28 protein-coding genes and 2 tRNA genes are annotated in these 26,909 nt (G+C 71.5%); 16 read left to right on the plus strand and 14 right to left on the minus strand.

Going from position 1 to position 26,909, the window contains the following annotated elements; genetic code table 11:
- Positions 1–20 precede the first annotated feature (20 nt).
- The 4 genes from P5G50_RS11625 to P5G50_RS11640 all read left to right on the plus strand — a co-directional run bounded on the left by P5G50_RS11625 (position 21) and on the right by P5G50_RS11640 (position 3,325).
- A complete protein-coding gene (locus P5G50_RS11625; RefSeq protein ID WP_301208816.1) occupies positions 21–389 on the plus strand; it encodes a single-stranded DNA-binding protein in 369 nt (122 codons plus the stop codon).
- A gap of 10 nt (positions 390–399) precedes the next feature.
- On the plus strand, positions 400–924 hold the full coding sequence (locus tag P5G50_RS11630) for a DUF6993 domain-containing protein (protein WP_301208814.1): 525 nt from the start codon (positions 400–402) through the stop codon (positions 922–924).
- Positions 925–1,134: 210 nt separating this feature from the next.
- Complete coding sequence (gene ettA / locus P5G50_RS11635; RefSeq protein WP_301208812.1) at positions 1,135–2,817, plus strand: energy-dependent translational throttle protein EttA; 1,683 nt, start codon at positions 1,135–1,137, stop codon at positions 2,815–2,817.
- A 7-nt stretch (positions 2,818–2,824) separates the two neighbouring features.
- Complete coding sequence (locus P5G50_RS11640; protein WP_301208810.1) at positions 2,825–3,325, plus strand: acyl-CoA thioesterase; 501 nt, start codon at positions 2,825–2,827, stop codon at positions 3,323–3,325.
- Positions 3,326–3,425: 100 nt separating this feature from the next.
- Here the strand turns inward: P5G50_RS11640 and P5G50_RS11645 are convergent, their stop codons facing one another.
- On the minus strand, positions 3,426–3,857 hold the full coding sequence (locus P5G50_RS11645; protein ID WP_301208808.1) for a QcrA and Rieske domain-containing protein: 432 nt from the start codon (positions 3,855–3,857) through the stop codon (positions 3,426–3,428).
- 132 nt (positions 3,858–3,989) lie between these two features.
- Here P5G50_RS11645 and P5G50_RS11650 point away from each other — a divergent pair, with 132 nt between their 5' ends.
- Together P5G50_RS11650 and P5G50_RS11655 are read left to right on the plus strand one after the other, a co-directional pair.
- Entirely contained in the window at positions 3,990–4,502 is a 513-nt protein-coding gene (locus P5G50_RS11650; protein ID WP_301208806.1) for a sigma-70 family RNA polymerase sigma factor, read from the plus strand.
- Entirely contained in the window at positions 4,499–5,236 is a 738-nt protein-coding gene (locus P5G50_RS11655) for an anti-sigma factor family protein (RefSeq protein ID WP_301208804.1), read from the plus strand. Before P5G50_RS11650 ends, P5G50_RS11655 begins: the two co-directional genes overlap by 4 nt.
- A 16-nt stretch (positions 5,237–5,252) precedes the next feature.
- Here P5G50_RS11655 and P5G50_RS11660 read toward each other — a convergent pair whose 3' ends face one another.
- Entirely contained in the window at positions 5,253–6,119 is an 867-nt protein-coding gene (locus tag P5G50_RS11660) for an acyl-CoA thioesterase (protein WP_301208802.1), read from the minus strand.
- A 39-nt stretch (positions 6,120–6,158) separates the two neighbouring features.
- On the opposite strand from P5G50_RS11660, the gene P5G50_RS11665 reads away from it, so the two are divergent.
- Positions 6,159–6,869 (plus strand): DUF8185 domain-containing protein, encoded by a 711-nt coding sequence (locus tag P5G50_RS11665; RefSeq protein ID WP_301208800.1) that lies wholly within the window; start codon positions 6,159–6,161, stop codon positions 6,867–6,869.
- Positions 6,870–6,902: 33 nt separating this feature from the next.
- Here the strand turns inward: P5G50_RS11665 and P5G50_RS11670 are convergent, their stop codons facing one another.
- The 8 genes from P5G50_RS11670 to pepN all read right to left on the minus strand — a co-directional run bounded on the left by P5G50_RS11670 (position 6,903) and on the right by pepN (position 16,796).
- On the minus strand, positions 6,903–8,552 hold the full coding sequence (locus tag P5G50_RS11670; protein ID WP_301208798.1) for an FAD-binding dehydrogenase: 1,650 nt from the start codon (positions 8,550–8,552) through the stop codon (positions 6,903–6,905).
- A gap of 52 nt (positions 8,553–8,604) precedes the next feature.
- Positions 8,605–9,012 (minus strand): globin, encoded by a 408-nt coding sequence (locus P5G50_RS11675; protein ID WP_301208796.1) that lies wholly within the window; start codon positions 9,010–9,012, stop codon positions 8,605–8,607.
- A 1-nt stretch (position 9,013) separates the two neighbouring features.
- The gene (locus P5G50_RS11680; RefSeq protein ID WP_301208794.1) at positions 9,014–10,267 is read right to left on the minus strand and encodes a mechanosensitive ion channel family protein; all 1,254 of its coding nucleotides are present in this window, start codon (positions 10,265–10,267) and stop codon (positions 9,014–9,016) included.
- A 65-nt stretch (positions 10,268–10,332) separates the two neighbouring features.
- The gene (locus P5G50_RS11685; protein ID WP_301208792.1) at positions 10,333–11,010 is read right to left on the minus strand and encodes a response regulator; all 678 of its coding nucleotides are present in this window, start codon (positions 11,008–11,010) and stop codon (positions 10,333–10,335) included.
- The gene (locus P5G50_RS11690) at positions 11,007–12,347 is read right to left on the minus strand and encodes a sensor histidine kinase (protein ID WP_301208790.1); all 1,341 of its coding nucleotides are present in this window, start codon (positions 12,345–12,347) and stop codon (positions 11,007–11,009) included. The genes P5G50_RS11685 and P5G50_RS11690 overlap by 4 nt, the downstream gene beginning before the upstream one ends.
- Positions 12,348–12,390: 43 nt before the next feature.
- Positions 12,391–13,251 (minus strand): ABC transporter permease subunit, encoded by an 861-nt coding sequence (locus tag P5G50_RS11695; protein WP_301208788.1) that lies wholly within the window; start codon positions 13,249–13,251, stop codon positions 12,391–12,393.
- Complete coding sequence (locus tag P5G50_RS11700; protein ID WP_301208786.1) at positions 13,248–14,159, minus strand: ATP-binding cassette domain-containing protein; 912 nt, start codon at positions 14,157–14,159, stop codon at positions 13,248–13,250. The genes P5G50_RS11695 and P5G50_RS11700 overlap by 4 nt, the downstream gene beginning before the upstream one ends.
- A gap of 90 nt (positions 14,160–14,249) precedes the next feature.
- Positions 14,250–16,796, minus strand: coding sequence for an aminopeptidase N (gene pepN, locus P5G50_RS11705; protein WP_301208784.1), 2,547 nt, complete (start codon positions 16,794–16,796; stop codon positions 14,250–14,252).
- A gap of 101 nt (positions 16,797–16,897) precedes the next feature.
- Between pepN and P5G50_RS11710 the strand changes: the two genes are divergently transcribed.
- From P5G50_RS11710 to P5G50_RS11725, 4 genes are read left to right on the plus strand one after another with little or no spacing between them, the layout of a single operon-like run.
- Positions 16,898–17,386, plus strand: a complete 489-nt coding sequence (locus tag P5G50_RS11710) for a ribose-5-phosphate isomerase (RefSeq protein WP_301208782.1) — start codon at positions 16,898–16,900, stop codon at positions 17,384–17,386.
- On the plus strand, positions 17,386–18,390 hold the full coding sequence (locus tag P5G50_RS11715; RefSeq protein ID WP_301208780.1) for an Fpg/Nei family DNA glycosylase: 1,005 nt from the start codon (positions 17,386–17,388) through the stop codon (positions 18,388–18,390). The genes P5G50_RS11710 and P5G50_RS11715 overlap by 1 nt, the downstream gene beginning before the upstream one ends.
- A 13-nt stretch (positions 18,391–18,403) precedes the next feature.
- Positions 18,404–19,042 (plus strand): FMN-binding negative transcriptional regulator, encoded by a 639-nt coding sequence (locus tag P5G50_RS11720; protein WP_301208778.1) that lies wholly within the window; start codon positions 18,404–18,406, stop codon positions 19,040–19,042.
- Positions 19,039–20,532 (plus strand): amidohydrolase, encoded by a 1,494-nt coding sequence (locus tag P5G50_RS11725; RefSeq protein WP_301208776.1) that lies wholly within the window; start codon positions 19,039–19,041, stop codon positions 20,530–20,532. The genes P5G50_RS11720 and P5G50_RS11725 overlap by 4 nt, the downstream gene beginning before the upstream one ends.
- Positions 20,533–20,914: 382 nt before the next feature.
- On the opposite strand, the gene P5G50_RS11730 is transcribed toward P5G50_RS11725, so the two are convergent.
- A complete protein-coding gene (locus P5G50_RS11730; protein ID WP_301208774.1) occupies positions 20,915–21,397 on the minus strand; it encodes a Dps family protein in 483 nt (160 codons plus the stop codon).
- 205 nt (positions 21,398–21,602) lie between these two features.
- On the opposite strand from P5G50_RS11730, the gene P5G50_RS11735 reads away from it, so the two are divergent.
- The 3 genes from P5G50_RS11735 to P5G50_RS11745 are packed head-to-tail and all read left to right on the plus strand — an operon-like array spanning position 21,603 to position 23,975.
- Positions 21,603–23,018: a sensor histidine kinase gene (locus P5G50_RS11735; RefSeq protein ID WP_301208772.1), complete on the plus strand. Its 1,416-nt coding sequence runs from the start codon at positions 21,603–21,605 to the stop codon at positions 23,016–23,018.
- A 54-nt stretch (positions 23,019–23,072) separates the two neighbouring features.
- The gene (locus P5G50_RS11740) at positions 23,073–23,729 is read left to right on the plus strand and encodes a response regulator transcription factor (protein WP_301208770.1); all 657 of its coding nucleotides are present in this window, start codon (positions 23,073–23,075) and stop codon (positions 23,727–23,729) included.
- 33 nt (positions 23,730–23,762) lie between these two features.
- Positions 23,763–23,975 carry an Rv0909 family putative TA system antitoxin gene (locus P5G50_RS11745; RefSeq protein ID WP_301208768.1) on the plus strand — a complete coding sequence of 71 codons (213 nt, stop codon included), beginning with the start codon at positions 23,763–23,765 and terminating at the stop codon, positions 23,973–23,975.
- 3 nt (positions 23,976–23,978) lie between these two features.
- On the opposite strand, the gene P5G50_RS11750 is transcribed toward P5G50_RS11745, so the two are convergent.
- From P5G50_RS11750 to P5G50_RS11760, 3 genes are all read right to left on the minus strand, one after another.
- Complete coding sequence (locus P5G50_RS11750; protein WP_301208766.1) at positions 23,979–24,230, minus strand: hypothetical protein; 252 nt, start codon at positions 24,228–24,230, stop codon at positions 23,979–23,981.
- 3 nt (positions 24,231–24,233) lie between these two features.
- Positions 24,234–25,013, minus strand: coding sequence for a hypothetical protein (locus P5G50_RS11755; RefSeq protein WP_301208764.1), 780 nt, complete (start codon positions 25,011–25,013; stop codon positions 24,234–24,236).
- 159 nt (positions 25,014–25,172) lie between these two features.
- Positions 25,173–25,243 (minus strand) — tRNA-Gly (locus tag P5G50_RS11760).
- 98 nt (positions 25,244–25,341) lie between these two features.
- Between P5G50_RS11760 and P5G50_RS11765 the strand changes: the two genes are divergently transcribed.
- A tRNA-Pro gene (locus tag P5G50_RS11765) sits at positions 25,342–25,416 on the plus strand.
- Positions 25,417–25,476: 60 nt separating this feature from the next.
- On the plus strand, positions 25,477–26,892 hold the full coding sequence (tig, locus tag P5G50_RS11770; protein ID WP_301208762.1) for a trigger factor: 1,416 nt from the start codon (positions 25,477–25,479) through the stop codon (positions 26,890–26,892).
- Positions 26,893–26,909 lie beyond the last annotated feature (17 nt).

The following is a 26,909-nucleotide window of genomic DNA, read 5'->3' on the forward strand; positions in this document are numbered from 1 at the left end:
GGGCGCGAGAGGAGGACTCCATGACCGACACCGTCGCCGTCCGCGGCACCATCGCGACGCCGCCGCGGCACGTGGTGACAGAGGGCGGGCTGCCGATCACCAGCTTCCGGCTGGTCACGCGCCGCCGCCGGTACGACCGCGAGAAGCAGGCCTGGGAGGAGGTCGACGGCAACTGGTACACGGTGAGCGCCTTCCGGCGGCTCGCCGTCAGCGCCGCCGAAGACCTTGCGAAAGGCGACCGGGTGCTGGTCGCCGGGAGGCTGTGCATCCGGGAGTGGGAGGGCGAGGGGGAGCCGCGCGGCATCACCGCCGAGATCGAGGCGGAGGGGATCGGGCGCGACGTCACGGCCGCCGATCGCGGTCGGCGGACGGTCAGCCACGACCCCTAGAATGCGAGATATGAGCCGCCGCCCGACCCGACGTCCCGACTCGCCCTCTCCCTCCCGACCGATCGTCGTCGGTGCCCTCGGCGCCCTCGCGCTCGCGGCCGGGCTGGCGCTGAGCGGCTGCGTGGGCGGCGCGAGTCCCGCGCCCACGGCCTCCACTCCGGCGGCGTCTTCGCCGACGGAGGGGACGCCGACCCCGGCGGCGCCCGAATTCGTGCCCGGTGGTACGGCGCAGCAGAACCAGTCCTACTTCGACCAGGTCAACCGGGCGACGCTCGCCGCCAACCCCGACGCGAAGGGGCGCGACTTCATCGACGCGCTCGTGGCAGCCGGGTTCGCGAAGGCCGACATGCAGCTGACCGTCGACACCACGACGATCGGGCTGAAGGCGAACAGCATCCAGTTCTCCGTCAAGCTCGGCGACGGCTGCCTGATCGGCCAGAACGGCGCCGACGCCGGCGGGTACAACAGCATGGTGACGCCGGTGCTCTCGACCGGTGCCTGCCTGATCGGGCAGACCCGCGCGATCGACTGGTAGGGCTGGGCGCGCAGCGCTCGCGTCGCCGCGCGGGTCGCCGCGCGCGCAGCGCTCGGGTCGCCGCGCGGCTTCGCCGACGGCGCAACCGGGATGGGCGGCTACTGACCCGCTGTGCAGACGCACCCGGTATCCTCGTACGGGGCCTCCAGCGGCCGGGCGCGCCTTCCGCGACCCGTGGCCGGGCCCGCAACACAGACTCCAGGGAGAAGAGTGGCCGAATACATTTACTCGATGGTGCGCGCCCGCAAGGCGGTCGGCGACAAGGTGATCCTCGACGACGTGACCATGGCGTTCCTTCCGGGCGCCAAGATCGGCGTCGTCGGCCCCAACGGCGCCGGAAAGTCCACCATCCTGAAGATCATGGCCGGGCTCGACCAGCCCTCCAACGGCGAGGCGAAGCTCTCGCCGGGGTACTCCGTCGGCATCCTCATGCAGGAGCCGCAGCTCGACGAGAACAAGACGGTGCTCGAGAACGTCCAGGAGGGCGTCGGCGACATCAAGCAGAAGGTCGACCGCTTCAACGAGATCTCCGGACTGCTCGCCGACCCGGACGCCGACTTCGACACCCTGCTCGCCGAGATGGGCACCCTGCAGGAGCAGATCGACGCCGCCGACGCGTGGGACCTCGACTCCCAGCTCGAGCAGGCGATGGACGCGCTGCGCTGCCCGCCGGGGGACTGGCCGGTCAACACGCTGTCCGGTGGTGAGAAGCGCCGCGTCGCGCTCTGCCGCCTGCTGCTGCAGAAGCCCGACCTCCTGCTCCTCGACGAGCCCACCAACCACCTCGACGCCGAGAGCGTGCTCTGGCTCGAGCAGCACCTCGCCAAGTATCACGGCGCCGTGCTCGCGGTCACCCACGACCGGTACTTCCTCGACCACGTCGCCGAGTGGATCGCCGAGGTCGACCGCGGCCACCTGTACCCGTACGAGGGCAACTACTCGACCTACCTCGAGAAGAAGCGCGAGCGCCTCGAGGTCCAGGGCAAGAAGGACGCGAAGCTCGCCAAGCGCCTCTCCGAGGAGCTCGACTGGGTGCGCAGCAACGCCAAGGGCCGGCAGGCCAAGTCGAAGGCGCGTCTCGCCCGCTACGAGGAGATGGCGGCCGAGGCGGAGCGCACCAGGAAGCTCGACTTCGAGGAGATCCAGATCCCGCCGGGGCCGCGCCTCGGCCAGGTCGTGATCGACGCCAAGAACCTCGAGAAGGGCTTCGGCGACCGCAAGCTCATCGACGGGCTCACCTTCACCCTCCCGCGCAACGGCATCGTCGGCGTGATCGGCCCGAACGGCGTCGGCAAGACCACGCTGTTCAAGACGGTCGTCGGCCTGGAGCCGCTCGACGGCGGCGAGCTGAAGGTCGGCGAGACGGTGCAGATCTCGTACGTCGACCAGACCCGCGGCGGCATCGACCCCAACAAGAACGTGTGGGAGGTCGTCTCCGACGGGCTCGACTACATCCAGGTCGGCAAGACCGAGGTGCCGTCGCGCGCCTACGTCTCGACCTTCGGGTTCAAGGGTCCTGACCAGCAGAAGAAGGCCGGAGTGCTCTCGGGCGGTGAGCGCAACCGCCTCAACCTGGCGCTGACGCTCAAGCAGGGCGGCAACCTCCTGCTCCTCGACGAGCCGACCAACGACCTCGACGTGGAGACGCTGTCGAGCCTCGAGAACGCCCTCCTGGAGTTCCCGGGTTGCGCCGTGGTCATCACCCACGACCGGTGGTTCCTCGACCGGATCGCGACGCACATCCTCGCCTACGAGGGCACCGAGGAGGACCCGGCGAACTGGTACTGGTTCGAGGGCAACTTCGAGGCCTACGAGGAGAACAAGGTCCAGCGCCTCGGGCCCGACGCGGCGAAGCCGAGCCGGTCCACGTACCGCAAGCTGACCCGCGACTAGGCCCGCCATGCGACTCCACGTGCCGATCAAGCTCCGCTGGAGCGACCTCGACGCGTACGGTCACGTCAACAACGCCGAGATGCTGCGCCTCCTCGAGGAGGCGCGCATCGAGGCGTTCTGGGTGACCGACGACGCGGCCGACAACGCGACCGGCGGCAGCGGCCAGGCCGTCGGCGGGTCCACCGCGGTCCTCGACGGACGGCCGGGCGCCGACACGCTGACGCTCATCGCGCGGCAGGAGATCGAGTACCTCGCGCCCATCCCGTACCTGCGGCAGCCGCTCGACGTGCAACTGTGGCTCGGGAGGCTCGGCGGCGCGAGCCTCGAGGTCTGCTACGAGGTCTGGTCGCCGGAGGGGGTGGAGCCGCGCACGCTGTACTCGCGCGCGGCGACGACCATCGTCCTCGTGGACGCCGCCAGCGAGCGTCCGCGGCGCATCAACGACCGCGAGCGCGAGGCCTGGACGCCGTACCTCGACGACCCGGTGCAGTTCACCAAGCGCGGCTGAACCCCGGCCGTCTCCTCCCGTCGTCACGAAACGCCGTCTCGCCACCGGGCGAGACGGCGTTTCGTGTCAGATGGATGGTCGCGTGGGCCCGACGCGAGACCTACGCGGTCACCGTCACGGTGTCGCCGTCGATCGTCGTCTTCAGCTCCGGCAGCGGGTCCTTCGCCGGGCCGTTGATCACGTCACCGGTCGTGGCGTCGAACTTCGAGCCGTGGCAGGGGCAGTCGAACTCCGTGCCCTGCGGCGCGACCGTGCAGCCGGCGTGCGTGCACACGGCGCTGAAGGCGACCACCTTCCCGGCGGAGGGCTGCGCCACCACGACGGGAGCCGAGCCGATGGAGGCCGAGACGGCGCCGCCGACCGGGATCGACTTCAGCGAGACCGTCGTCGATGCTCCTGCAGTCGGGCTCGCGCCGGAGCCGCTGGCGCCCCCGGGTGTGCAGGCGGTGAGCAGCAGGGCGCCGGTGCCGGCGGCGGCCGCTCCACCGAGGTGGACGAGGGTGCGGCGGGTCAGGGGCGTTGCGTCGGACATGCTGGGATCCTCCCGGTCGGCGTAGCGTTCTCCTACCGTAGACACGAGGGCTGGGCGGGAACGGTTCACCGGCTATGAACTCCGGCTGTGAACCTTTCGGCCGGTTCTCCCGTGTCATCAGTGGAGGTGACCATGCCGGATGAGGACGCGCGCCTGCTGCGCGAGCTGCACGATCAGCACGCGCCGGCCCTGTGGCGCTACGTCGTGCATCTCACCGGCGACCGGGCGATGGCCGACGACATCGTGCAGGAGACGCTGCTGCGCGCCTGGCGCAAGCCGGCCGTCCTCGACCAGTCCCAGCAGTCGGCCCGCGCCTGGCTGTACACGGTGGCGCGCAACCTCGTGATCGACGACAAGCGCAGTGCCCGCAACATCCACGAGTTCGGCACGGACACGCTTCCGGAGCGCGCGGCGGCCGACAGCGAGGCCGACGCCGTGCTCGACGCGTGGCTCGTGAGCGACGCGCTCGCGGAGCTGTCCGCCGAGCACCGCGCCGTCATCGTCCACGCCTACTACGGCGGCCGGTCCGTCGGCGAGATCGCCCGGGAGCTGCAGATCCCGGAGGGCACCGTGAAGTCGCGCCTCCACTACGGTCTGCGGGCCCTCCGGCTCGCCCTGCAGGAGAGAGGAGTGACCGAGCGATGACAACGCACGACGAGTACGCGACCTGGGACGCCGCCTACGTCCTCGGCGCCCTCGCGCCGGCGGAGCGGCGGGAGTACGAGGAGCACCTGCGCACGTGCGAGCGCTGCGCCGGCGCGGTCGGCGAGCTGGCGGGCATGCCGGGCCTCCTGAGCCGGGTGCCGCGCGAGCAGGCGGCCGCGCTGCTCGACGCCGGCGACGACCTCTCATCGACGACCTCCGGCGCCGCCTCCGCTCCCGACGGCCCCTCGGACACGGTGCTTCCGTCGCTGCTGCACCGCGCACGCCGACGCCGCACGCGCACGCGCTGGCTGGTCGCCGGCCTGTCCGTGGCCGCGGCGGCGGTGCTCGTCGGAGTGCTCGCGTTCGTGCTCCCCACGGTCCTGCCGCAGGCGCAGCCGCTGAACGAGGCCGGCCGCGTGACCATGCAGCAGGTGGAGCCGAGCGCCGTGACGGCGGACCTCCGGCTGACCTCCGAGCCGTGGGGCACCCGGATCGAGTCGCGCTGCCGGTACGCGCACGTCGACGACGAGGAGGGATACCACCCCGCGTGGACGTACGCGATGGTCGTCACCGACCGCGAGGGCCGGCAGACCGAGATCTCGACCTGGACCGCCGAGGAGGGCACCACCGCGTGGCCCACCGCGACGACGAGCGTGCCGCTGACCGACATCGCGTCGGTCGACATCCGCACCGCCCGCGACGGCACGGTCCTGCTCCGGCACACCTTCGAGTGACCTGACGGCGCGCGCGTCAGCTCGGGACGCGGATCATCGCCTCCTGCGCGACGCTCGCCACCAGGCGGCCGTCGCGGCTGTAGATCCGGCCGAGGGCCAGACCGCGGCCGCCCTGCGCGGTGGGCGACTCCTGCACGTACAGCAGCCACTCGTCGGCGCGCGCCTCCCGGTGCCACCACATCGCGTGGTCGAGGCTCGCCGCGCGCAGGCCCGGCGTGCCCCAGGCGACGCCGTGGCGGCGCATCACGGACTCCATGATCGTGTAGTCGCTCGCGTAGGCGATGGCCGCGCGGTGCAGGGCGGGGTCGTCCGGCAGCTCGCCGAGCGTCCGGAACCACACGGCCTGGTGGGCGACGTGCTCGCCCTCCACCGACACGTACACCGGGGAGGTCACGTGCCGGATGTCGAAGGGCCGCTCGCCCGCCCAGTACTGCGCCACCGGGTGCGCGACGTCTGCGAGCACGTCCGCCGTGTTGGGCAGCGTCTCGGGGTCGGGCAGCCCCTCCGGCATCGGCACCTGGTGCTCGACGCCCTCGTCCTCGGTCTGGAACGACGCGATCATCGACAGGATCGGGAGGCCGTTCTGGTACGCCTGCGTGCGCCGCGTCGAGAACGAGCGGCCGTCGTGGATGCGGTCCACCGAGAACGTGATCGGCAGGTTCACGTCGCCCGGCCGCAGGAAGTAGCCGTGCATCGAGTGGATGCTGCGGTCGTCCGCCACCGTCCGCGTCGCCGCGACGATCGACTGCGCGAGCACCTGGCCGCCGAACACGCGGCCCAGCGGCATCCACTGCGAGGGACCGGTGAAGATGTCCTCGCTGGTGCGTGCGCCGGTGTCCGTGAGATCGAGCGCGGTGAGAAGGGAAGCCAGGGGCTCGGTCACAGTGTCTCCGTCCGTCGTCTCTAGTAGTTTAGAGAGCAGATGAGCCAGTCGTTTTCTCTCGTGGACCCCCTCGCCGTCGCCGATCTGCAGACCTATCTGTCGAGGGCGGCCCGTGTCGAGGAGGGTTCCGTGCGCCTGATCGCCGGATCCGGCGTCCTCGCCGTGTACACGGCGATCCTGTACCCCCGGGGTCTGCTCGACCAGACGCCGACCGTGCTCGGGCTGCGCACCTTCGCCACCCGCGCCGATGTCGAGTTCGACGCGGTCGTGCCGATCCGGTCGCTGCTCGACCGCCTGGCCCGCGTGCGCGAGCAGGCGGAGGCGGAGGGCGAGTCCGCGGGAGAGGGCTCCGGTGCCGCCTCCGGCCCGGTGGAGGTGCGCCTGCCGCTCGAGGTGTCGACCGTGACGTGGGCCGGCATCTCGCCGCCGCGTGGTGGCTGGCGCAGGGTCGGCGACGCCGAGTACGACCTCCTCGCCGCCACGGCGAAGGCGGGCATCGCCGAGGTCGCTGAAGCGGTACCGGAGGGGCTCGGGGAGCAGCTGGTCCAGCGGGTGCGCGCCGAGGTGTGGGGCCGGCCGATCGAGGGTCTGGAGTGGGTGCCCGCGGGCGCCGCGTTCGCCGCGGAGAGCCTCGGCTTCCTCGACCCGGCCGAGCCGGTGACGCTGCACGAGACCGGCCCGTGGACGCGCATGACGACGCGCCGCGGCCACACCCTCATCCGCAGGCAGGCCTGGACGCTGCGCAGGTAAGCGGCCGCTGCGCCGCTAGCAGCGGCTGTGCCGCTAGCTCTCCCGCGCCGCCGCGCGCCCGGCCTGACGCCCGGAGAACAGGCACCCGCCGAGGAACGTGCCCTCCAGCGACCGGTACCCGTGCACGCCTCCGCCGCCGAAGCCGCTCGCCTCGCCCGCCGCGTACAGCCCGGGGATCGGCTGCCCGTCGGCGCCGAGCGCCCGCGCGTCCAGGTCGGTCTCGATGCCGCCGAGGCTCTTGCGCGTGAGGATGTGCAGCTTGACCGCGATCATCGGTCCGGCCTTCGGATCGGTGAGCTTGTGCGGGCTCGCGACCCGGATCAGCTTGTCTCCGCGGTAGGCGCGGGCCGCGCGCACGGCGGCGAGCTGGAGATCCTTCCCGAAGTCGTTGTCGAGCTCGCGGTCGCGCTGGTGCACGTGCCGGGCGACGAGCTGGGTGTCGAGTGGCACGTCGCTCAGACGCTGCATGCCGGCGAGCAGCTCGTCGAGGGTGTCGGCGACGACGAAGTCCGCGCCCTGCTGCTTGAACGCCTCCACCGGGGCTGGGGCGCCCGGTGAGAGCCGCTGGGCCAGCATCCGCACGTCCTTGCCGGTCAGGTCGGGGTTCTGCTCGCTGCCCGAGAGCGCGAACTCCTTCTCGATGATGCGCTGCGTGAGCACGAACCAGCTGTAGTCGGAGCCGGTGCGGCGGAGGTGCTCCAGCGTCCCGAGGGTGTCGAAGCCGGGGTAGAGCGGCGCGGGCAGCCGCTCGCCGCGCGCGTCGAGCCACAGCGACGACGGGCCGGGGAGGATGCGGATGCCGTGCTGCGCCCACACCGGGTCGTAGTTCTCGATGCCCTCCGTGTAGTGCCACATCCGGTCGCCGTTGATGAGGTGCGCACCCGCCTCCGCTGCGATTCCGAGCATCCGCCCGTCGACGTGCGCCGGCACGCCGGAGAGCATCTCGGCGGGAGGCGTGCCCAGCCGTTCGGGCCACGCCGCGCGGACGAGGTCGTGGTTGCCGCCGATGCCGCCGGAGGCCACGACGACCGCCGGGGCGCGCAGCGCGAAGTCCCGCACGACCTCCCGGTTGCTGGGCGCCCCGCGCCGCGCGGTGTCAGGGGCGAGCACCGCTCCGCGCACGCCGGTCACCCGGCCGTCCTCGACGATCAGCTCGTCGACGCGGTGCCGGTGCAGCAGCCGGGCCCGGCCGGAGGCGGCGGCCGCCTGCACGCGGTGGATGAACGGCTGCAGCACGCCAGGGCCGGTGCCCCAGACGATGTGGAACCGCGGGACGGAGTTGCCGTGCGCGCCCGCCGCGCCGGCTCCGCGCTCGGCCCAGCCGACGACCGGGAAGAACCGGACGCCCTTCTCATGCAACCAGGCGCGCTTCTCGCCCGCGGCGAACTGCAGGTACGCCTCGGCCCAGCGCCGCGGCCACAGGTCCTCCTCGCGGTCGAAGGCGGCCGAGCCGAACCAGTCCTGCCGAGCGAGGGCGAGGGAGTCGTGCACGCCCATGCGGCGCTGCTCCGGCGAGTCCACCAGGAACAGGCCGCCGAACGACCACCATGCCTGCCCGCCCAGGGAGGCAGCGGGCTCCTGCTCGACGATCGTCACCCTCCGCCCCGCATCGAGCAGCTCGCTGGCGGCGACGAGACCGGCGAGCCCGGCCCCCACGACGATCGCATCGGGTTCGGTGGTCATGGCGTGTCTCCTTCGGCACGTCGGGACGCCGCGCACGGGACGCGGGGGAGGATCAGTCCTCGAATGTGTTGACCATAGCGAACGCGGCGCGCTCCAGGTAGCTCCACAGCGTCTCCTCCTGCAGCGGAGGGAGGTGGAGCTCGTCGACCGCGGCGCGCATGTGGCCCAGCCAGCGGTCGCGGGCGTCGGGGTTGACACGGAACGGGTTGTGCCGCATCCGCAGCCGCGGGTGCCCGCGCTGCTCGCTGTAGGTGGTGGGCCCGCCCCAGTACTGCTCGAGGAACATGGTCATCCGCTCGGCGGCCGGGCCCAGATCCTCCTCCGGATACATCGGCCGGAGCACGGGGTCGGCGGCGATGCCGCGGTAGAAGGCGTCGACCAGGCGCACGAACGTCTCGTGGCCGCCGATCTGCTCGTAGAAGGAGGGCCCGCTGGGCGGGCCGACGGGGATCGTGGTCATGTCACTCCGCAGGGGGCCTGGTGGTGGGGGAGTCGGGGTCGTTCGGCGCGGCGGCGGGCGGTGTGCGCGGAGCGCGCGGTGTGCGCGGCCGGGGCGCGGTCGGGGTCGACTCGGAGGCGCCTGCGGCTGACGGGTCGGCGGCCTTCGTGCTCCGCGCGGCCGTCGGCGCCTTCGGCAGGCGCGCCTCCACCGCCGGCGTGATGCGGATCGCGTTCGGGTCGGGGACGGAGGCCGCCTGACGCTTCGCGGCGGCGCGCGCCTTGCGGCCCTTGAGCGGCTTCTGCTCGGTCACCGCCTGGGTCGGCCGGGTGCGCGGCGGCTTGGCCCCGGCGACGCTCGCAGCGCTGTCGAAGCCGCTGAGCACGACCGCCGAGAGCGACGGCAGCTTCACATCCATCTCGTCGAGCGCCTTCTTGAGCTGTGCGCGCAGCTCGCGCGAGACGTCGTCCTTCGCGGTGGTGCGGGTCTTGATCACGATGCGGATGACCATGGCGTCGGCCGAGATCGACTCCAGCCCCCACAGCTCCGGCTTCTCGATGATGCGCGAACGCCACTTGGGGCTCGTGGCGAGCGCGGTCGCCGTCTCCAGCATCTTCGCCTGGACCGCCTCGATGTCGGCGTCGTACGGCACGGCGAGGTCGATGATGACGCGGGCCCAGCCCTGCGACATGTTGCCGACGCGCAGGATCTCGCCGTTGCGCACGAACCAGAGCGTGCCGTTCACGTCGCGCACCTGGGTGATACGGATGCCCACGGCCTCCACCACACCGGTCGCCGGGCCGAGGTCCACCACGTCGCCGACCCCGAGCTGGTCCTCGAGGACCATGAAGAGGCCGTTGAGCACGTCGCGCACGATGTTCTGCGCACCGAAACCGAGGCCGGCGCCGATCGCGGCGGTGAGCAGGGCGAGCGAGCTCGCAGCGCTGGGCGCGACCACGCCGAAGATCATGACGATCGCGATGATGCCGACGGCGACGTTGACGATGTTGGTCAGCACCGAGCCGAGGGTGCGGGTGCGCTGCACCACCCGGACCGCCGCGAGGGGGGAGGCCACGAGCGCCTGCGTGTCGGTGACGTTCTGCTTGTTCTTCACCCCGCTGACGATCTGCTTGACCACGCGCCGGATGACGACGCGGAGGATCCAGCTGAGGAGGAACGCGCCGCCGATGATCAGGGCGACGTTGAGGAGGGTCAGCCCGGCGCCCAGCAGCCACTGGAGCACGCCCGCCCAGAAGTCCGATTCGAATACCTGCATACCGGTTCCAGCGTATCGGGCGGCGCCTTGGGGCGGGCTGGACCAGAGGGACCCGGCGGTCCGGATCAGCGCGCGACGAGCCCGTTGTCGTACGCGAAGATGACCGCGTGCACCCGATCGCGGAGGTGCAGCTTGGCGAGCACCCGACCGACGTGCGTCTTCACCGTCGACTCGGTGAGGAAGAACTTCGCACCGATCTCGCCGTTCGTGAGCCCGTCGGCCATCGCCAGCAGGATCTCGCGCTCGCGCGGCGTCAAGGCGTCGGCCGGGTCGTCGCCGGCCGCTGCGGGCGAGTCGGAGGCGGGGAGGCGGTCGGCGAACAGCTCGAGCATGGCGCGGGTCACCCGACCGGTGACCGCGGCGTCGCCGGCAGCGACCGCGCGGATGGCCGCGATCAGCTCCTCGGGCCGCGCGTCCTTCAGCAGGAAACCGCTCGCGCCGGCACGAAGACCGCCGAACGCGTACTCGTCGAGGTCGAACGTCGTGAGGATGATGATGCGCGCCGCCGGGTTCGCCGCGACGATGCGGCGGGTCGCCTCGATGCCGTCGAGGGTCGGCATCCGCACGTCCATCAGGATGACGTCCGGGCGCGCCTCCACCGCCAGCCGTACCGCCTCCGCCCCGTCGCCCGCCTCGCCGACGACCGCGAGCTCGGGCTCGGCCTCCAGCACCATGCGGAAGCCGAGGCGGACGAGCGCCTGGTCGTCCACCAGCAGGATGCGCAGGGGGCGGGAGTCGGTCATGAGTCCTCCGTCGTGGGTGAGGCGGTCGGTGCGGTCGGTTCGGTCGGTGCGGTTCCCGGCGTCTGCGCGGCCGGCACCGCCTGCCCCTCCGCGGCGGGCAGCTCGGCGTGGACGCGCCAGCCGCCGCCCGGCCGCGGGCCGGTCTCGATCCGCCCGCCGTACAGCGCGACGCGTTCGCGCAGGCCGATCAGCCCGCGGCCCGAGCCCGGCGCGACCGGTCCGTGCATGGCGGCGTCGTCCTCCACCGTGATCACGATGGTGTCGCGGTCGAAGCGGAGGGTCGCCTCCACCGTATCGGCCAGCGGGGCGTAGCGGAGGGCGTTGGTCAGCGCCTCCTGGACCACCCGGAACACCGTGAGCTGCCGCCCGACGTCGTCCGGCGGTGTTCCGGTCACCGTGATCCGCACCGGGAGACCGGCCGCCCGGAACCGCTCGATCAGCACGCCCAGCTCGGCGATGCCCGGCTGCGGCTCGTGCTCGACCGCCGTGCCGTCCTCGGCGGCGCGGAGCACGCCGAGCAGCCTCCGCATGTCACCCAGCGCGCCGCGGCCGGTCTCGGCGACGAGCCGCATGGTCTCCGCCGACCGTTCGGGCGCCGTCTGCGCGAGGCGCGCCGAGCCGTCCGCCAGCGTGATCATCACGGTCAGGCTGTGCGAGACGATGTCGTGCATCTCGCGCGCGATCCGGCTGCGCTCGGCCGCCGTGGCGATCTCGGCCTGCTGGTCGCGCTCGCGGGCGAGCTGGCGGGCGAGGTCGATCAGGGCGGCGAGGTAGCGCCTCCTGCTGCCGACCGAGCTGCCGATCAGCACCGCGAACGCCGACAGCACGAGGACGCCGAGGGCCACGATGATCGGGTCTCCGGGCCGCTGCGACAGGAAGCCGGTGGGCTGCAGCAACCGGGCGGTCAGGATCGCCGCGCCGCTGACCACGGCCAGCACCCCGAAGGCGATCCACGCCGCCCTCGCCGAGCGGTAGGCGGCCAGCGCGTACAGCGCCAGCATCGCGGGGAGGATGTCGGCCGACTCGGCGAAGACGATGGTCGCCGCGAGCGTGCCGATGGTGACGCCGAACACCACCGCCGGGTGGTGGCGCCGCGCGAACAGCGCGACGCCCGCGACCGCGGCCAGGATCGTCGTCGTGATCGTCTGCGGCGTCGGATGCGGGAGCACCGTGGCGATGCCCACCGCGACGGATGGGATCAGGTAGACGAGCGCGACGGCGGCGTCGACCAGCAGCGGATGCGCGGCGAGGAAACGCCGGACGGCCCCGGGCGGCCTCGGCAGTTCGAGGGCGCCCGGGGCCGCGGCGGCAGCGGAGGGGGTGGAGGCGGAAGTCACGCGGTCGGTGCTGTCCTCACGCTGTCGTCGTCACGCGGCGCCCTCAGGCATCCCGGCGCTGCAGCAGCACGCCGCCGACGATCAGCGCGACGAGCGCCCAGACCGCGACCGTGAGGACGTTGGCCCACGGCTCCAGCGAGCCGTTCGCGATGCCGGCCATGCCGCCGCCCGCATTGCTGAGCAGGTAGTGCTCGGCGTCAGCGAGCCACTCGGTCTTGGTCAGGCCCGTGACGATGTTGGCGATGATCGGCAGCACCAGCAGCACGCCGAGCGCTGCGGCGATGCCGCCGGCGCTCGCCTTCACGATGGCGCCGACGCCGAGTGCGAATACCGAGACGAAGCCCAGGTAGGCCCCCGCGCCGAGGATCGCCCAGAGGGTGTCGGCCGACAGCAGGTCGCCCTCGTAGCCCTTGCCGTTGAGCAGGGGCACGGCGATCGCCCAGGAGGCGGCCGACGCGATGATGCCCACGACGAACGAGACGACGAACAGCACCAGCGTCTTGGCCAGCAGCACCGGATAGCGGCGCGGGACGGCCGCGAAGGAGGAGCGGATCATGCCGGTGGAGAACTCGCCCGAGATGACGAGCACGCCGAGCACCGCGACGACGAGCGCCGAGAAGGTCAGGCCCGCGGTGGCCGCGGTGGTCACGAACATGTCGGCCTGCGCCTCCACGGCGGCCTGCTGCGGCCCGGGCACGCCGGAGGTCAGCACGTCCTTCGACGGGATGGAGGCCGACACGAGCGCCGAGACGCCGACGACGAGCACGATCGCGCTCGCGAGCGTCCAGAACGTCGAGCGCAGCGTGCGCAGCTTGATCCACTCGGAGCGGACGACGCGCGGGAAGCTGAGCCGCCCGAGCGACTGGTGGATGTGGCCGGTGGCCGGTGCGGTTGCGGTGCTCATCGGGTGACCTCCGTGCGGTATTCGACCTCGTCGTGGGTGAGTTCGAGGTAGGCCTCCTCGAGGGAGGCGCTGATCGGGGTGAGCTCGTGCAGCACGACGCCGGCGTGCGCGGCGGCCTCGCCCACCTGCGCGGCGGTGAGGCCGGAGACCTCCAGCAGCTGCGCCTCCACGCCGGTGATGGTCACGTCGGCGGAGGCGATCGCGTTGGCGAGCACCTCCGGCTGCGGCGTGCGCACGCGGACGGCGTTGCGGGTGGCCCCGGCGAGGATGTCGCCGACGGGCGCGTCGGCGAGGATGCGGCCGCGGCCCAGCACGATGATGTGGTCGGCGGTCTGCGCCATCTCGCTCATGAGGTGCGACGAGAGGAAGACCGTGCGGCCCTGCCCGGCGAGGTGCCTGGCGAACTGGCGCACCCAGAGCACGCCCTCGGGGTCGAGGCCGTTGACCGGCTCGTCGAGGATCAGCGTCGCCGGGTCGCCGAGCATGGCGGCGGCGATGCCGAGCCGCTGGCCCATGCCGAGCGAGAAGCCGCCGACGCGCTTGCCGGCGACCGCGTCGAGCCCGGTCAGGCCGATGACCTCGTGCACCCGGCGCTTCGGGATGCCGTGGGTCGCGGCCATCGCGAGCAGGTGGGAGTAGGCGGTGCGGCCGGTGTGCACGGCCTTCGCGTCGAGGAGGGCGCCGACCTCGGTCAGCGGGGAGCGGAGCTCCGCGTACCGCTTGCCGTCGATCGTGGCGCTGCCCGAGGTGGGCCGGTCCAGTCCCATGATCATGCGCATGGTCGTGGACTTGCCGGCGCCGTTCGGGCCGAGGAAGCCGGTCACCCGGCCGGGCTGGATGGTCGCCGTGATGCCGTCGACGGCGGTCTTGCTGCCGAACGTCTTGGTGAGGCGGTCGAGTCGGATCATGCGTCCAACGCTAGGGGAGGGGACCCCGTCCCGTCATCGGCCCGTGGTACGAGACCGTGCCGGGACGGGGTCCTTCCGTGGTGCCGTCCGCTACGCCTGCGCGTCCCTGGCCTGAGCGGCCAGCGCGCGCTCGACGCCGGCGAGGTTCTCGATCACGAGGCGGCGGAGCGCTGCGGGCTCCGGGTTGGCGTCCAGCCAGGCCCGGGTGGCGTCGCGCAGCTCCGCGTTCGCGAGCGGCGCCGGGTACATGCCCGCCACCAGGTACTCGGCGATCTTGTACGTGCGCGAGGCCCACACCTCCTGCAGCGCCGCGAAGTAGGGCTCGACGAAGGCCGCCAGCACCTGCTTGTCCGCCGCGCGCTGGAAGCCCATCCCGGTGAACCGCACGATGGTGTTCGGGAGGTCGTCCGACCCGAACACGGAGTCCCAGGCCGCCTGCTTGCCGGCGAGCGTCGGCATGCTCGCGCGCGCCTGGGCGGCGAACTGCGCGCCGTTGGCGGTGTTGTCGGCCGCGAGCGCTGCCGCGACCTCGTCCTCGCCCGCCGCGCCTCCCGCGACCAGCGCGATGAGCAGCTCCCAGCCGAGGTCCGTGTCGACGGTGAGACCGGGGAGGGTCGTGCTGCCGTCGCGCAGGGCGGCGATCGTCGCGAGCTGCTCGGGCGTGGAGGCCAGGGCCGCGAAGAACTTGACGAATTGGAACTGCGCGTCGCTGCCGGCCTCGGCCTGCTGCGCGAGCTCCCACAGCGCGTCGGCCGCGTGCTCCGCCGTCTCCTTCTGGCGCTCCGGGGCGACATAGGCGGTCGCCGCCAGCACCAGCTGGTTGAGCGTCGTGCGGATGGTCGTCGACTCGGTCTCCGGCGCGATGTTGCCGAGCACGAGCTTGACGTAGTCGCTCGCCGCCGTCTCGGCGTCGCGCGTGGCGTCCCACACGGCCCCCCAGACCAGCGAGCGCGCCAGCGGGCTCTCGATCGACGAGAGGTGGTCGATCGCGACTCGCAGCGACTCCTCGTCGAGACGGATCTTGGCGTAGGCCAGGTCGTCATCGTTGATCAGCACCAGCGCCGGGCGGCGGCGGCCGACCAGCTCGGCGACCTCGGTCCGCTCGCCGTCGACGTCGAGCTCGACGCGGTGGTCGCGCACGAGCCTCCCGTCGACCAGCTCGTAGAAGCCGATCGCGAGGCGGTGCGGGCGGATCGTCGGGTAGTCGGCCGGGGCGGACTGCAGCACGGCGAAGGAGGTGATGGTGCCGTCGGCGTCGACCTCCAGCTCCGGCCGGAGCGTGTTGACCCCCGCGGTCTCGAGCCACTTGCCGGCCCAGTCGGTCAGGTCGCGGCCGCTCGTGGCCTCCAGCTCGACCAGCAGGTCCTTCAGCTCGGTGTTCGAGTGCGCGTGCTTCTTGAAGTACTGCGCGACGCCGGCGAGGAAGTCGTCCTGCCCGACCCACGCGACGAGCTGCTTGAGCACCGAAGCGCCCTTGGCGTAGGTGATGCCGTCGAAGTTGACCTGCACGTCCTCCAGGTCGTTGATCGTGGCGACGATCGGGTGGGTGGACGGCAGCTGGTCCTGGCGGTACGCCCAGCTCTTCTCCATCGCGGCGAAGGTCGTCCAGGCCTCCGTCCACTCGGTGGCCTCTGCCGTGGCGAGGGTTGAGGCGTACTCGGCGAACGACTCGTTCAGCCACAGGTCGTTCCACCACTTCATGGTGACCAGGTCGCCGAACCACATGTGCGCCAGCTCGTGCAGGATCGTGACGACCCGGCGCTCCTTGATCGCATCGGTCACCTTGGAGCGGAACACGTACGTCTCGGTGAAGGTCACCGCTCCCGCGTTCTCCATCGCGCCCGCGTTGAACTCCGGCACGAACAGCTGGTCGTACTTCTCGAACGGGTACGCGTAGTCGAACCGCTCCTCGTAGAACGCGAAGCCCTCCCGCGTCTTCTCGAACACGTAGTCGGCGTCGAGGTACTCGGCGAGGCTCTTGCGGGCGTACACGCCGAGCGGGATGGTGCGGCCGTCGCGGCTGGTCAGCTCGCTGTGCACCGACGCGTACGGGCCGGCGATGAGGGCCGTGATGTAGGAGGAGATGACCGTCGTCGGGGCGAACGACCAGGTCTTCTTCCCTTCGCCGGCGTCGACCGGCTCGGGAGTGGGGGAGTTGCTCACGACGGCCCAGTGGGCGGGCGCGGTCACGGTGAAGGTGAACTCCGCCTTCAGGTCCGGCTGCTCGAACACGGCGAACATGCGCCGCGAGTCCGGCACCTCGAACTGCGTGTAGAGGTACACCTCCCCGTCGACCGGGTCGACGAAGCGGTGCAGGCCCTCACCGGTATTGGTGTAGATCGCGTCGGAGACCACGACCAGCTCGTTCTGCTCCTGCAGCCCGTCGAGCCGGATGCGGACGCCGTCGCTCACCTGCGCCGGGTCCAGCTCGACGCCGTTGAGCGTCACCGAGTGCACGGTGCGGGTGATGGCGTCGATGAAGGTGGAGGCGCCGGCCGTCGCGTCGAACCGCGCGGTCGTGGTGCTGCGGAACGTCTCCGGCCCGGTGGTCAGGTCGAGCACGACGTCGTAGCTGCGGGTGCGGACGAGCGACGCGCGCTCCTGGGCTTCGATGCGGGTGAGGTTCTCTCCTGGCAACGCTGACTCCTTGGACGAGGGGATACGGCGTGGATCGTGTCCACCGGATCCACCTTAGTGATCCAGCCTCGAGCGTCGGCGGCCTTCCCTAAACTGTCGCTATGCGCATCCATATCGCCACCGATCACGCCGGCCTCGACTTCAGCAGGCACCTGCAGGAGCATCTGAGCGCGGCGGGGCACGAGGTGGTCGATCACGGGCCGCAGGAGTACGACCCGATCGACGACTACCCCGCGTTCTGCATCAACGCGGCGAAGGCCGTGGTGCGCGACCAGCAGGCCGGGGTGGAGGCGCTGGGCGTCGTGTTCGGCGGCTCCGGCAACGGCGAGCAGATCGCGGCCAACAAGGTTCTGGGGGTGCGCGCCGCCCTCGTCTGGAACGAGAGCACCGCCGTCCTCGCCCGGCAGCACAACGACGCGAACGTCATCTCGATCGGCGCGCGCCAGCACACCGTCGAGGAGGCCACGCACTTCATCGACCTCTTCATCGCCGAGCCGTTCTCGCTGGAGGAGCGGCACGTGCGGCGCATCGCCCAGCTCGCCGAGTTCGAGGCCACCGGCGACATCGCGGGCAAGAACGTGGACCGCTGATGCCAGAGGGCCACTCCGTCCACCGCATCGCGCGGCAGTTCGCCGTCAATTTCGTCGGGCACCGCGTGGCGGTGTCGTCGCCGCAGGGGCGCTTCGCCGAGGGCGCGACACGCATCGACGGGCGGGTCATGACCGACGCCAAGGCGATCGGCAAGCAGATGTTCCTGGAGTTCGACAACGGGCTCTGGCTGCGCGTGCACCTCGGCCTCTACGGCGCGTGGGACTTCGCGGGCAATATCAGCATCGACCCCACGATCGCGAGTGCGAACGGGCGGATGGGGCAGACCAACCAGCGCGGCACCGACCTCGGCGGCGGCTCCGGCGACGACCGGGTCTTCGACGACGCCGGCGAGAACTCCCTCCACTCGATCGGGGCGCCCCGCCGCACCCGGCTGCGCATGGCGGAGTCCGAGAAGGTGGAGGCCGAGATCACGACGTTCCCGCCCGAGCCGATCGGCCAGGTCCGGGTGCGCCTCCTCACCGACACCGCGGTCGCCGACCTGCGCGGCCCGACCGCGTGCGAGGTGCTCGACCGGGCCGAGGTCGACGCGGTGATCGCGAAGCTCGGACCCGACCCGATGGTCGACTCCGGGCCCGAGGCGGAGGAGCGGTTCGTTACGACCGTCCGCAAGAAGCAGACCTCCATCGCCCTGCTGCTGATGGACCAGAGCGTGGTCAGCGGCATCGGCAACGTGTACCGCGCCGAGTTGCTGTTCCGGGCCAGGCAGAACCCGCACACCGCTGGCAAGAAGGTGCCGGTCGAGACGCTTCGCGAGCTCTGGTGCGACTGGGTGCGGCTGCTGCACATCGGCGTCGAGACCGGTCAGATGATGACGATGGACGACCTCGACGACGAGGCCTACCGCAAGGCGATGGCCAGCCGCGACGACCGGCACTGGGTCTACAAGCGCGAGGGCCTGCCGTGCCGGGTCTGCGGCACGCACATCGTCATGGAGGAGCTGGGCGGGCGCAAGCTGTACTGGTGCCCGAAGGATCAGAAGTAAGAGGAGTCGCGCGATGCGCCAGAACCCGAGCTTCACGCTCACCGACCCCGCCGAGCTGAAGCGGCTCGTGCGCGAGAACCCGTGGGCCACCTTCGTGAGCCACACCGCGGAGGGTCTGGTCGCCTCCCACTACCCGGTGATCCTCGACGACACGCGGGACGAGCTCAGCCTCCTCAGCCATGTCGGCCGCCCCGACGAGCAGCTGCACGAGCTGGGCCGGCACGAGCTGCTCGTGATCGTGCAGGGGCCGCACGGCTACATCTCGTCGTCCTGGTACGACGAGAACCCGGCCGTGCCCACCTGGAACTTCATCGCTGCCCACTTCAGCGGCGTGCCCGAGCTGCTCAGCCCGGAGGAGAACCTCGACGTGCTCGAACGCCTCGTCGACCACTTCGAGCGCGAGCTGCCGTCGCCGCGACGGATGCGCGGCACGCTGCAGGACTCGGCCTACGCCGACCGCATCTCGTCGGGCACCGTCGGCCTCCGGCTCACGCCCACGAAGGTGGTCGCCAAGCAGAAGATGAGCCAGAACCGGCCCGACCACATCGTCGACGCGATCATGACCGAGCTGGCCGGTGACGGGCCCTATGCGAGCGCCGGCCTGCTGCGCGAGATGCAGCTGGTGCACGAGCGCCGTCGCGCGGCTCGATGACCGGCGGCGCGACGGAGGTTCCCGGGCCCGACGCTCCCGCGACCCTCGTCCTGACCTCGGCCCGCCTCGTCGGCGCCACAGAGCCGGTCGACATCGTCCTGGCGGAGGGCCGCATCGTCGCGTCCGGTCCGGAGGCGGGCGCCCGCATCGGAGCGGCGGCGGAGCGCGTCGACGTCAATGGCCGCTGGGTCGTCCCCGGGCTGTGGGACGAGCACGTGCACTTCACCCAGTGGGCGCAGACCGCGCGCCGGCTCGACGTGTCGCGTGCGGCCTCGGCAGCGGAGGCGGCCGCTCTCGTTCATCGACGCGCCGCGGCGGAGCCAGGCGAGGAACCCCTGATCGGCTTCGGCTTCCACGACGCCCTCTGGCCCGACGAACCGACGCGGGCGCTGCTCGACGCGGCCGCCGGCGACCGCCCGGTCGTCCTGATCGCGGGCGACCTGCACTGCTCCTGGCTGAACTCGGCGGCAGCGGCGGTGTTCGCGCCGGGCAGCACGGAGGCGCTGCTGCGGGAGGATGCGAGCTTCGCCGTGACGAGCCTCCTCGCCTCCGCCGACGACGCGACCCTCGACCGCTGGGCGGCCGAGGCCGCCACAGCAGCGGCGCGTCGCGGAGTCGTCGGCGTGGTGGACCTCGAGTACGGCTGGAACCTCGACACCTGGGTGCGCCGCATCTCCGCCGGCCAGCAGGCGCTCCGGGTGGAGTTCGGCGTCTACAGCGACGACCTCGAGCGGGCGACCGGCCTGGGCCTGCGCACCGGGAGGATCGTGGAGGGCACCCGCGGCCTCCTCGCGGTCGGCCCCTTCAAAGTCATCTCCGACGGGTCGCTCAACACCCGGACGGCGCTCTGCCGGCACGCCTACCCCGACGGCGGACACGGCGTCGCGAACCTGACGCCGGAGGAGCTGGTCGCGCGCATACGCTTCGCCGCCCGCCACGGTCTGACGCCGGCCGTGCACGCCATCGGCGACGCGGCCAACCGGCTCGCACTCGACGCCTTCGAGGAGGTCGGCGTCGGCGGCCGCATCGAACACGCGCAGCTGATCTCCGCGGAGGACGTGCCCCGCTTCGCCCGGCTCGGCGTGGTCGCGAGCGTGCAGCCCGAGCACGCGATGGACGACCGGGATGTCGCCGACCGGCTCTGGGCGGGCCGCACCTCCGACGCGTTCCCGCTGGCGAGCCTCCTGCGCGCGGGCGCCCGGCTCACCTTCGGCTCGGACGCGCCCGTCGCCCCGCTCGACCCGTGGGCCGCGATCGCGACCGCGGTCGGCCGCACCCGCGATGGCCGCGAGCCGTGGCACCCGGAGCAGGCGATCCCGGTGGAGGCCGCCCTCACCGCCTCCACGCGCAGCACGATCGCGCCGGGGGAGCCCGCCGACCTCGCCGTGCTCGACCGCGACCCGCTCGCGGCCAGCCCCGACGGGCTGCGCACGATGCCGGTGGCGGCGACGCTCCTGGGCGGGCGCTTCACGCACGACGCGCTGGCCTGAGCCGCCGCGCGGCCCCGCAACTCCGGACGCACGCCGCAGAGCCGGCCGGGACTCCGGAGTTGCGGTCGCGCGCCCGGCGTGTCGGGCCGAGGCTCCGGAGTTGTGGTCGCGCGCCCGCGCGCCCCGCCGAGTTTCCGGAGTAGCGCCGCCGCGCCCGTAACTCCGGAGCCCGGCCCACTCTCGCGGCGTGTCGCGCCGCAACTCCGGAGGCGACCCGCCTCGCCGCTCGGATCTCCGGAGTTATGACGCTCCGCGTCTCGCCCCTCCGCAGGAACGCCGGCCCCACCCCGCGAACGCAGAACGGCCGCCACCCGAAGGCGACGGCCCGTTCCGCGACTGCGCGACTGCGCGCGTGTGCGACTGCGCGACTCGTGCGTCCCGCTTACTCGCTGATGTGCGCGAACAGGAACCAGCGGTCCTTGTCGAGGCCGCGGGCGATCTCGATGGCGACGTCCTGGCTGGTCTGGTCGAGCTCGTCCAGCTCCTTCACCGCGGTGTTGACGCTGGCGAGGGCCGCGTCGATCTGGGCGATGACCTCGGCGATCGACTCGTTCGCCGGGCGGAAGCCGGCGGTCAGCTCGGGAGTGGTGCTCTTGGCGGCGACGGTCGCGAGCCGGGCGTCGACGGGGAGGCCGAGGGCGACGATCCGCTCGGCGGCGAGGTCGGCCCAGTCCTGCGCGTGGTCGACGATCGTGTCGAGGAGCTCGTGCACGCCGATGAAGTTGGCGCCGCGCACGTGCCAGTGCGCCTGCTTGCCGTTGACGACGAGCGCCGTCAGGTCGAGCACGACCGGGGTGAGGAACTGCGCGACGCCGGCGGCGACGTCGGGGTTGGAGACACTACGGGGTGCGGCGATGTCGGTCATGAGGGTGCGTCCTTTCGTCTGCCTGCTCCAACGCTAGCGACGCCGCCGTGTTCCCACCACGAAGCGAGGGCTGCGCTAACTAAGGAATGCCTGGCCTCACCGCTGTTCCGCCCGACCTGAGAGGCGCGTCCGGGGGATATCCCCCCACCCGATCGGGCGGGCCGCCGGATACTCCGCGGCGGCCCCGGTCGCGAGGCTGGAGGACATGATCGATTCAGCCGCCTCACCCTCCGACCCCCGCGCCGCCGTCGCGTCTGCCACGCTGGACACCGTGACCACCGCCGCTTCCCCCGCTCCGGCCGCGACGGAGCCGCGCACCACCTACGGCTCGCTGTGGCGCGGAGTGCCGCGCGAGCTCGGCTTCCTCATCCTCACCATGCCCATCGCGATCGTGGGGCTGTCGGTCCTGCAGACCCTGTTCTGGACGGGCGTCGGCACGCTCGTCATCTACATCGGCATCTTCATCCTGGTCGCCACGTTCTACACCGCACGCGCCTTCGGGACCGTCGAGGTCGTCCGGCTGCGCTGGGCGGGCAGGCGCGAGATCCAGCGGCCGCGGTGGGAGCCGGCGGACCGGCCCGCCTCGTTCTGGCGGTCGCTGTTCGGCCCGTTCGTGAACGGCCACTACTGGCTGTACCTGCTGCACGGCCTCCTGATCAACCCGATCGTCAGCATCGTCAGCTGGACCCTCACGATCGTCTGGGTCTCCGTCGCGCTCGGCGGCCTGACCGGGTGGATCTGGGAGCCGTTCGTCCCGCAGGGCGACCGCGACTTCTTCCTCTCCAGCACCATCGTCGACTTCGTGTTCCAGACCCGGTCGACCTTCGACCCGCTCGTCGGCGACCGCGTCCTGTATGTCATCGCGGGCGCCGCCTTCGCGGCCACCCTGCCGTTCCTCACCCGCGGCCTCACCCTCCTGCACGACGTGATCGCCCGCGGGATGCTGGGCGCCTGGCAGTCGGAGGCGTTGAAGCGGGAGGTCGCCGACCTGTCGGCCTCGCGCGGCGCCGCCGTCGCCGCAGAGGACTCGTCGCTGCGCCGCCTCGAACGCGACCTGCACGACGGCCCGCAGCAGCGCCTGATCCGCCTGCAGATGGACATCGCCGCCGCCGAGCGCAAGCTCGCCGACGACCCGGAGGCCGCCGCTACGCTGCTCGCGGAGGCGCGGCAGCAGGCGGGGGACACGCTGGAGGAGCTGCGTGCGCTGTCCCGCGGCTTCGCGCCTCCGCTGCTCCAGGACCGCGGCCTGCAGGCCGCCGCCGAGTCGCTCGCCGCGCGCAGCCCCATCCCCGTCACGGTGGAGTCGTCGCTGGCCCCGGGGGAGCGGTTCGCGCCCGAGACCGAGCGCAACGCGTACTACGTGCTGGCCGAGCTGGCCGCGAATCTGGCGAAGCACTCGGGTGCGACGCAGGCCCGGCTGTTCCTCGACCGCACGAGCGGCGCGACCGGGCCCCTGCTGGAGGTGTGGCTCACCGACAACGGCCGCGGCGGCGCCGCCGAGGTGCCCGGCCACGGCCTGAGCGGCCTCGACGAGCGGGTGCGCGGTCTGCGCGGCGAGCTCGTCGTGGAGAGCCCGGTCGGCGGCCCGACGCGCGTCGGAGCCCGGTTCCCGCTGGGCTGAGCCGGGCCACTTAGCTGCGGAGTGCGTCACCCCTCTCGCCTCTAGGCTGGAGGGGTGACGGACTCCCGCCCCCTGCGCCTCGTGGTCGCCGACGACTCTGTGCTGCTCCGCGAGGGCCTGCTCCGGCTGTTCGACGAGGCGGGCTTCGACACCGTCGGCGCGTTCGGCGACGCGGACACCCTCCTGGAGGCGCTGCCCGACCTCGACCCGGACGTCGCCGTCCTCGACGTCCGCATGCCGCCCACCTTCCGCGACGAAGGCGTGCGCGCCGCCCTCCGCTTGCGTGCCGAGCACCCGCGGTTGGGTGTGCTGCTGCTGAGCCAGTACGTGGAGGGCACGTACGCGCAGGAGCTGCTGGCCGGCGGCAAGGGCGGCACCGGCTACCTCCTCAAGGACCGCATCGCCTCGCTCGACGAGCTGCGCGACGCGATCACCCGCGTCGCCGCCGGCGGCACCGTGCTCGACCCGGAGGTCGTGCGCCAGCTCCTGACCCGCCGCACCGACCCGATCGCCGCCCTGACGCCGCGCGAGCGGGAGGTGCTGACCCTGATGGCGGAGGGCCGCACGAACGCGGCCATCGCCTCCCGGCTCTACATCGGCGTCGGCGCGGTGGAGAAGAACGTGACCTCGATCTTCCAGAAGCTCGCCCTCGAGGACTCGGGCGACGACCACCGCCGGGTGCTGGCGGTGCTGGCCTACCTGCAGCTCTAGCCTCCGGGTGCGCGCCGGGTGTTGTATGACCGCATGGCAGGATTCGACGACATCACCAAGAAGGCCCAGGAGTTCCTGAACGACGACAAGGTGAAGGACGCCCTCACCTCCGAACAGGCCGAGGACATCAGCGACAAGCTCCTCGACGGCGTCGCCGGGGCGGCCAACAAGGTCACCGGCGGCAAGTTCGAGGACAAGATCGAAGGGGCGCGCGACGCGGCGGACAAGAAGGTGGGGGACGAATAGGCCTCACGGTCGGTACAGCGCGAGCGCGAGCAGCACGACGCCGCCGGTGAACCCGACAGCGCCGAGCGTCATGGACCTCTTGTTGGTCGGCCAGGGCTGACGGTTCTCAGCCCCGTCCCGCCCGACCGAGAACACCATGACGCCCACGCCCGTCACGACCGCCGCCAGCGCGAACGGTGCGACGACGAGCAGCATCAGGACGAAGGACAGCGTTCCTCCAACAGTCAGCAGGAGGTTTCTCGTCCGCAGCGTCATCGACTAGCCCAGCGTGATGTTGCACGCGGTCGATGGGATGACGTTGCCCGAGGCCGTGCCGGCCGATCGGGAGCACGGATCGACAACCTGCACATCCCAACCGTTGATGCCCAGGGCGAACTTGTGCTGAACGTACTGCCGCGATTGCCCGTTCACGATCCCGGTCGCTTTGCCGTCGAGCTTCACCCAACGCCACCCGGCGAAGAGCCCGTGCCCGGTGGTGGATTGGAATGCGGCTTTGGTGACCCGACCGTTGGTCACGCAGAGTTGATGCGAATGCGACACCCGCCACAGCGCCCCGCCGAAGGCGTTCGTGCCGGTGAGTCCGCCGGGGACGGACCAGCAACCGTTGGCCGGGACGCCGGCGCGGACAGTGCTGCCCCCGGTGGTGGCCATCGCTGCGCTCACCGTGAGCGCGGCGCGCGGGTCGGATGCGAACGATGCCGCAGCGGCGTCGTCGATCGGAACCGCCGGACCGCCGTCCTCGACCACCCGAACGACCACGTTCATGGCCTTGAAGAGCCTCCGCTCCCTCTTCGAGAGCTTCAAGAACGCTGCGCGCGGGTCGGCGGCCTTCGCAACCGAGCGCGACACGTCCGTCGCGGCTTCGATGTTCAGACTGGTGGGCTCCACCAAGCTCGAATCGGTCTCAGCTAGCATCGCATCGGCTTCGCTCGTGTCCTGGGTGATGGAACCTCGGGCCGCGCCGGACGCGGCGGCGCCGGACGCTCCGACGAGGGCCAAGGCAACAAGGATGGGTGCCAACGGTCTGATGATTCTCATGGTGGTGCTCGTTCCGTGGTGCTGACGGAGCCCCTTCGACCCCGCACGCCCGACCGGGCGCACCATGAGCCAAGCAGCTGACATCAGAAACATCACGTCGTCATTAATGTGGACTCAAACATTTCAGTCGAGTCGCCGACGCGCAGAACGAAGCAACGGAGGGGATGACGGGAATCGAACCCGCGTAATCAGTTTGGAAGACTGAGGCTCTACCATTGAGCTACATCCCCGAGGCGCGTCCTGGCGGACGGCCGACGACCATCGTAGTACACGGCGGGGGTCGGTCCGGTGCAGTAGACTCTTCCGTGGTCTTTCGCACCGTCGAAGCCGGGGCGTAGCTCAGCTTGGCTAGAGCGCCCGCTTTGGGAGCGGGAGGTCGCAGGTTCGAATCCTGTCGCCCCGACGAGGACCTCGTTCCTTGCGAGAAGACCATCGTCCGCAGACCCAGGAGAACCCAGACATCGTGAAGACCACGGTCGAGAAGCTCAGCCCCACCCGTGCCAAGCTCACCATCTCGGTGACGCCGGAGGAGCTGAAGCCGTCCATCGCCCACGCGTACGAGCACATCGCCGAGCAGGTGACCATCCCCGGTTTCCGCAAGGGCAAGGTGCCGCCGCCCATCATCGACCAGCGGGTCGGCAAGGCCGCCGTCCTCGAGCACGCGGTCAACGAGGGTCTCGACGGCTTCTACCGCCGTGCCATCGAGGAGAACGACGTGCGCCCGCTCGGCCGCCCCGAGGCCGACATCACCGAGTGGCCGGACGAGAAGGACTTCTCGGGCGACCTGCTGCTGACCATCGAGGTCGACGTGCGGCCGGAGGTCAGCCTCCCGTCGTTCGACGACATCACCCTGACCGTCGACGCGGCCGAGGTGGCCGACAGCGACGTGGAGGAGGAGCTCGACCGTCTGCGCAGCCGTTTCGGCACGCTCGTGACCGTCGACCGCCCGGCCAAGACCGGCGACTTCGCGCAGATCGACCTGGTCGCCACCATCGGCGACGAGGAGGTCGACACCGCGGCGAACATCTCGTACGAGATCGGCTCCGGCGAGCTCATCGAGGGCATCGACGAGGCGCTCGACACGCTGACCGCCGGCGAGACCACCACGTTCGAGGCCCCGCTCATGGGCGGCGACCACGAGGGCGAGAACGCGCAGATCACCGTCACCCTGAACGCCGTGAAGGAGCGCGAGCTCCCGGAGGCCGACGACGAGTTCGCGCAGATCTCCTCCGAGTTCGACACCATCGCCGAGCTGCGCGACAGCCTCCGCACCCAGGTGGAGCGCGCCAAGTCGTTCGGCCAGGGCACCGCCGCTCGCGACCAGCTGGTCGACAAGCTGCTGGAGCTCGTCGAGATCCCCGTTCCGGAGCAGCTCGTCGAGGACGAGGTGCACCGCCACCTCGAGCAGGAGAACCGCCTCGAGGACGACGTGCACCGCGCCGAGGTCAAGGAGTCCAGCGAGAAGACGTTCCGCACGCAGATCCTCCTGGACGAGGTCGCGCAGCAGGAGGACGTCAAGGTCAGCCAGGACGAGCTCACCCAGTACCTCGTGCAGGGTGCCGCGCAGTACGGCATGGACCCGAACGAGTTCGTGAAGATTCTCAGCGAGAACGGCCAGATCCCGTCGATGGTCGGTGAGGTCGCCCGCAACAAGGCGCTCGCGATCATCCTCGGCAAGGTGAAGGTCGTCGACACCGACGGCAAGGCCGTCGACCTCAGCGAGTTCGTCGCCGTCCCCGGCGAGGACGAGGGCGACGAGGCCGCCGACAGCGCCGCCGCCGACGCCCCTGCCGAGGAGGCCGCCGCCGAGGAGGCCCCCGTCGAGGAGAAGCCGAAGAAGAAGTCGACCTCCCGCAAGAAGAAGGCGGACGAGGAGTAAGACCGACGATGACAGGA

This window comes from Leifsonia williamsii (assembly GCF_030433685.1).
GTDB classification, from domain to species: domain Bacteria; phylum Actinomycetota; class Actinomycetes; order Actinomycetales; family Microbacteriaceae; genus Leifsonia; species Leifsonia williamsii.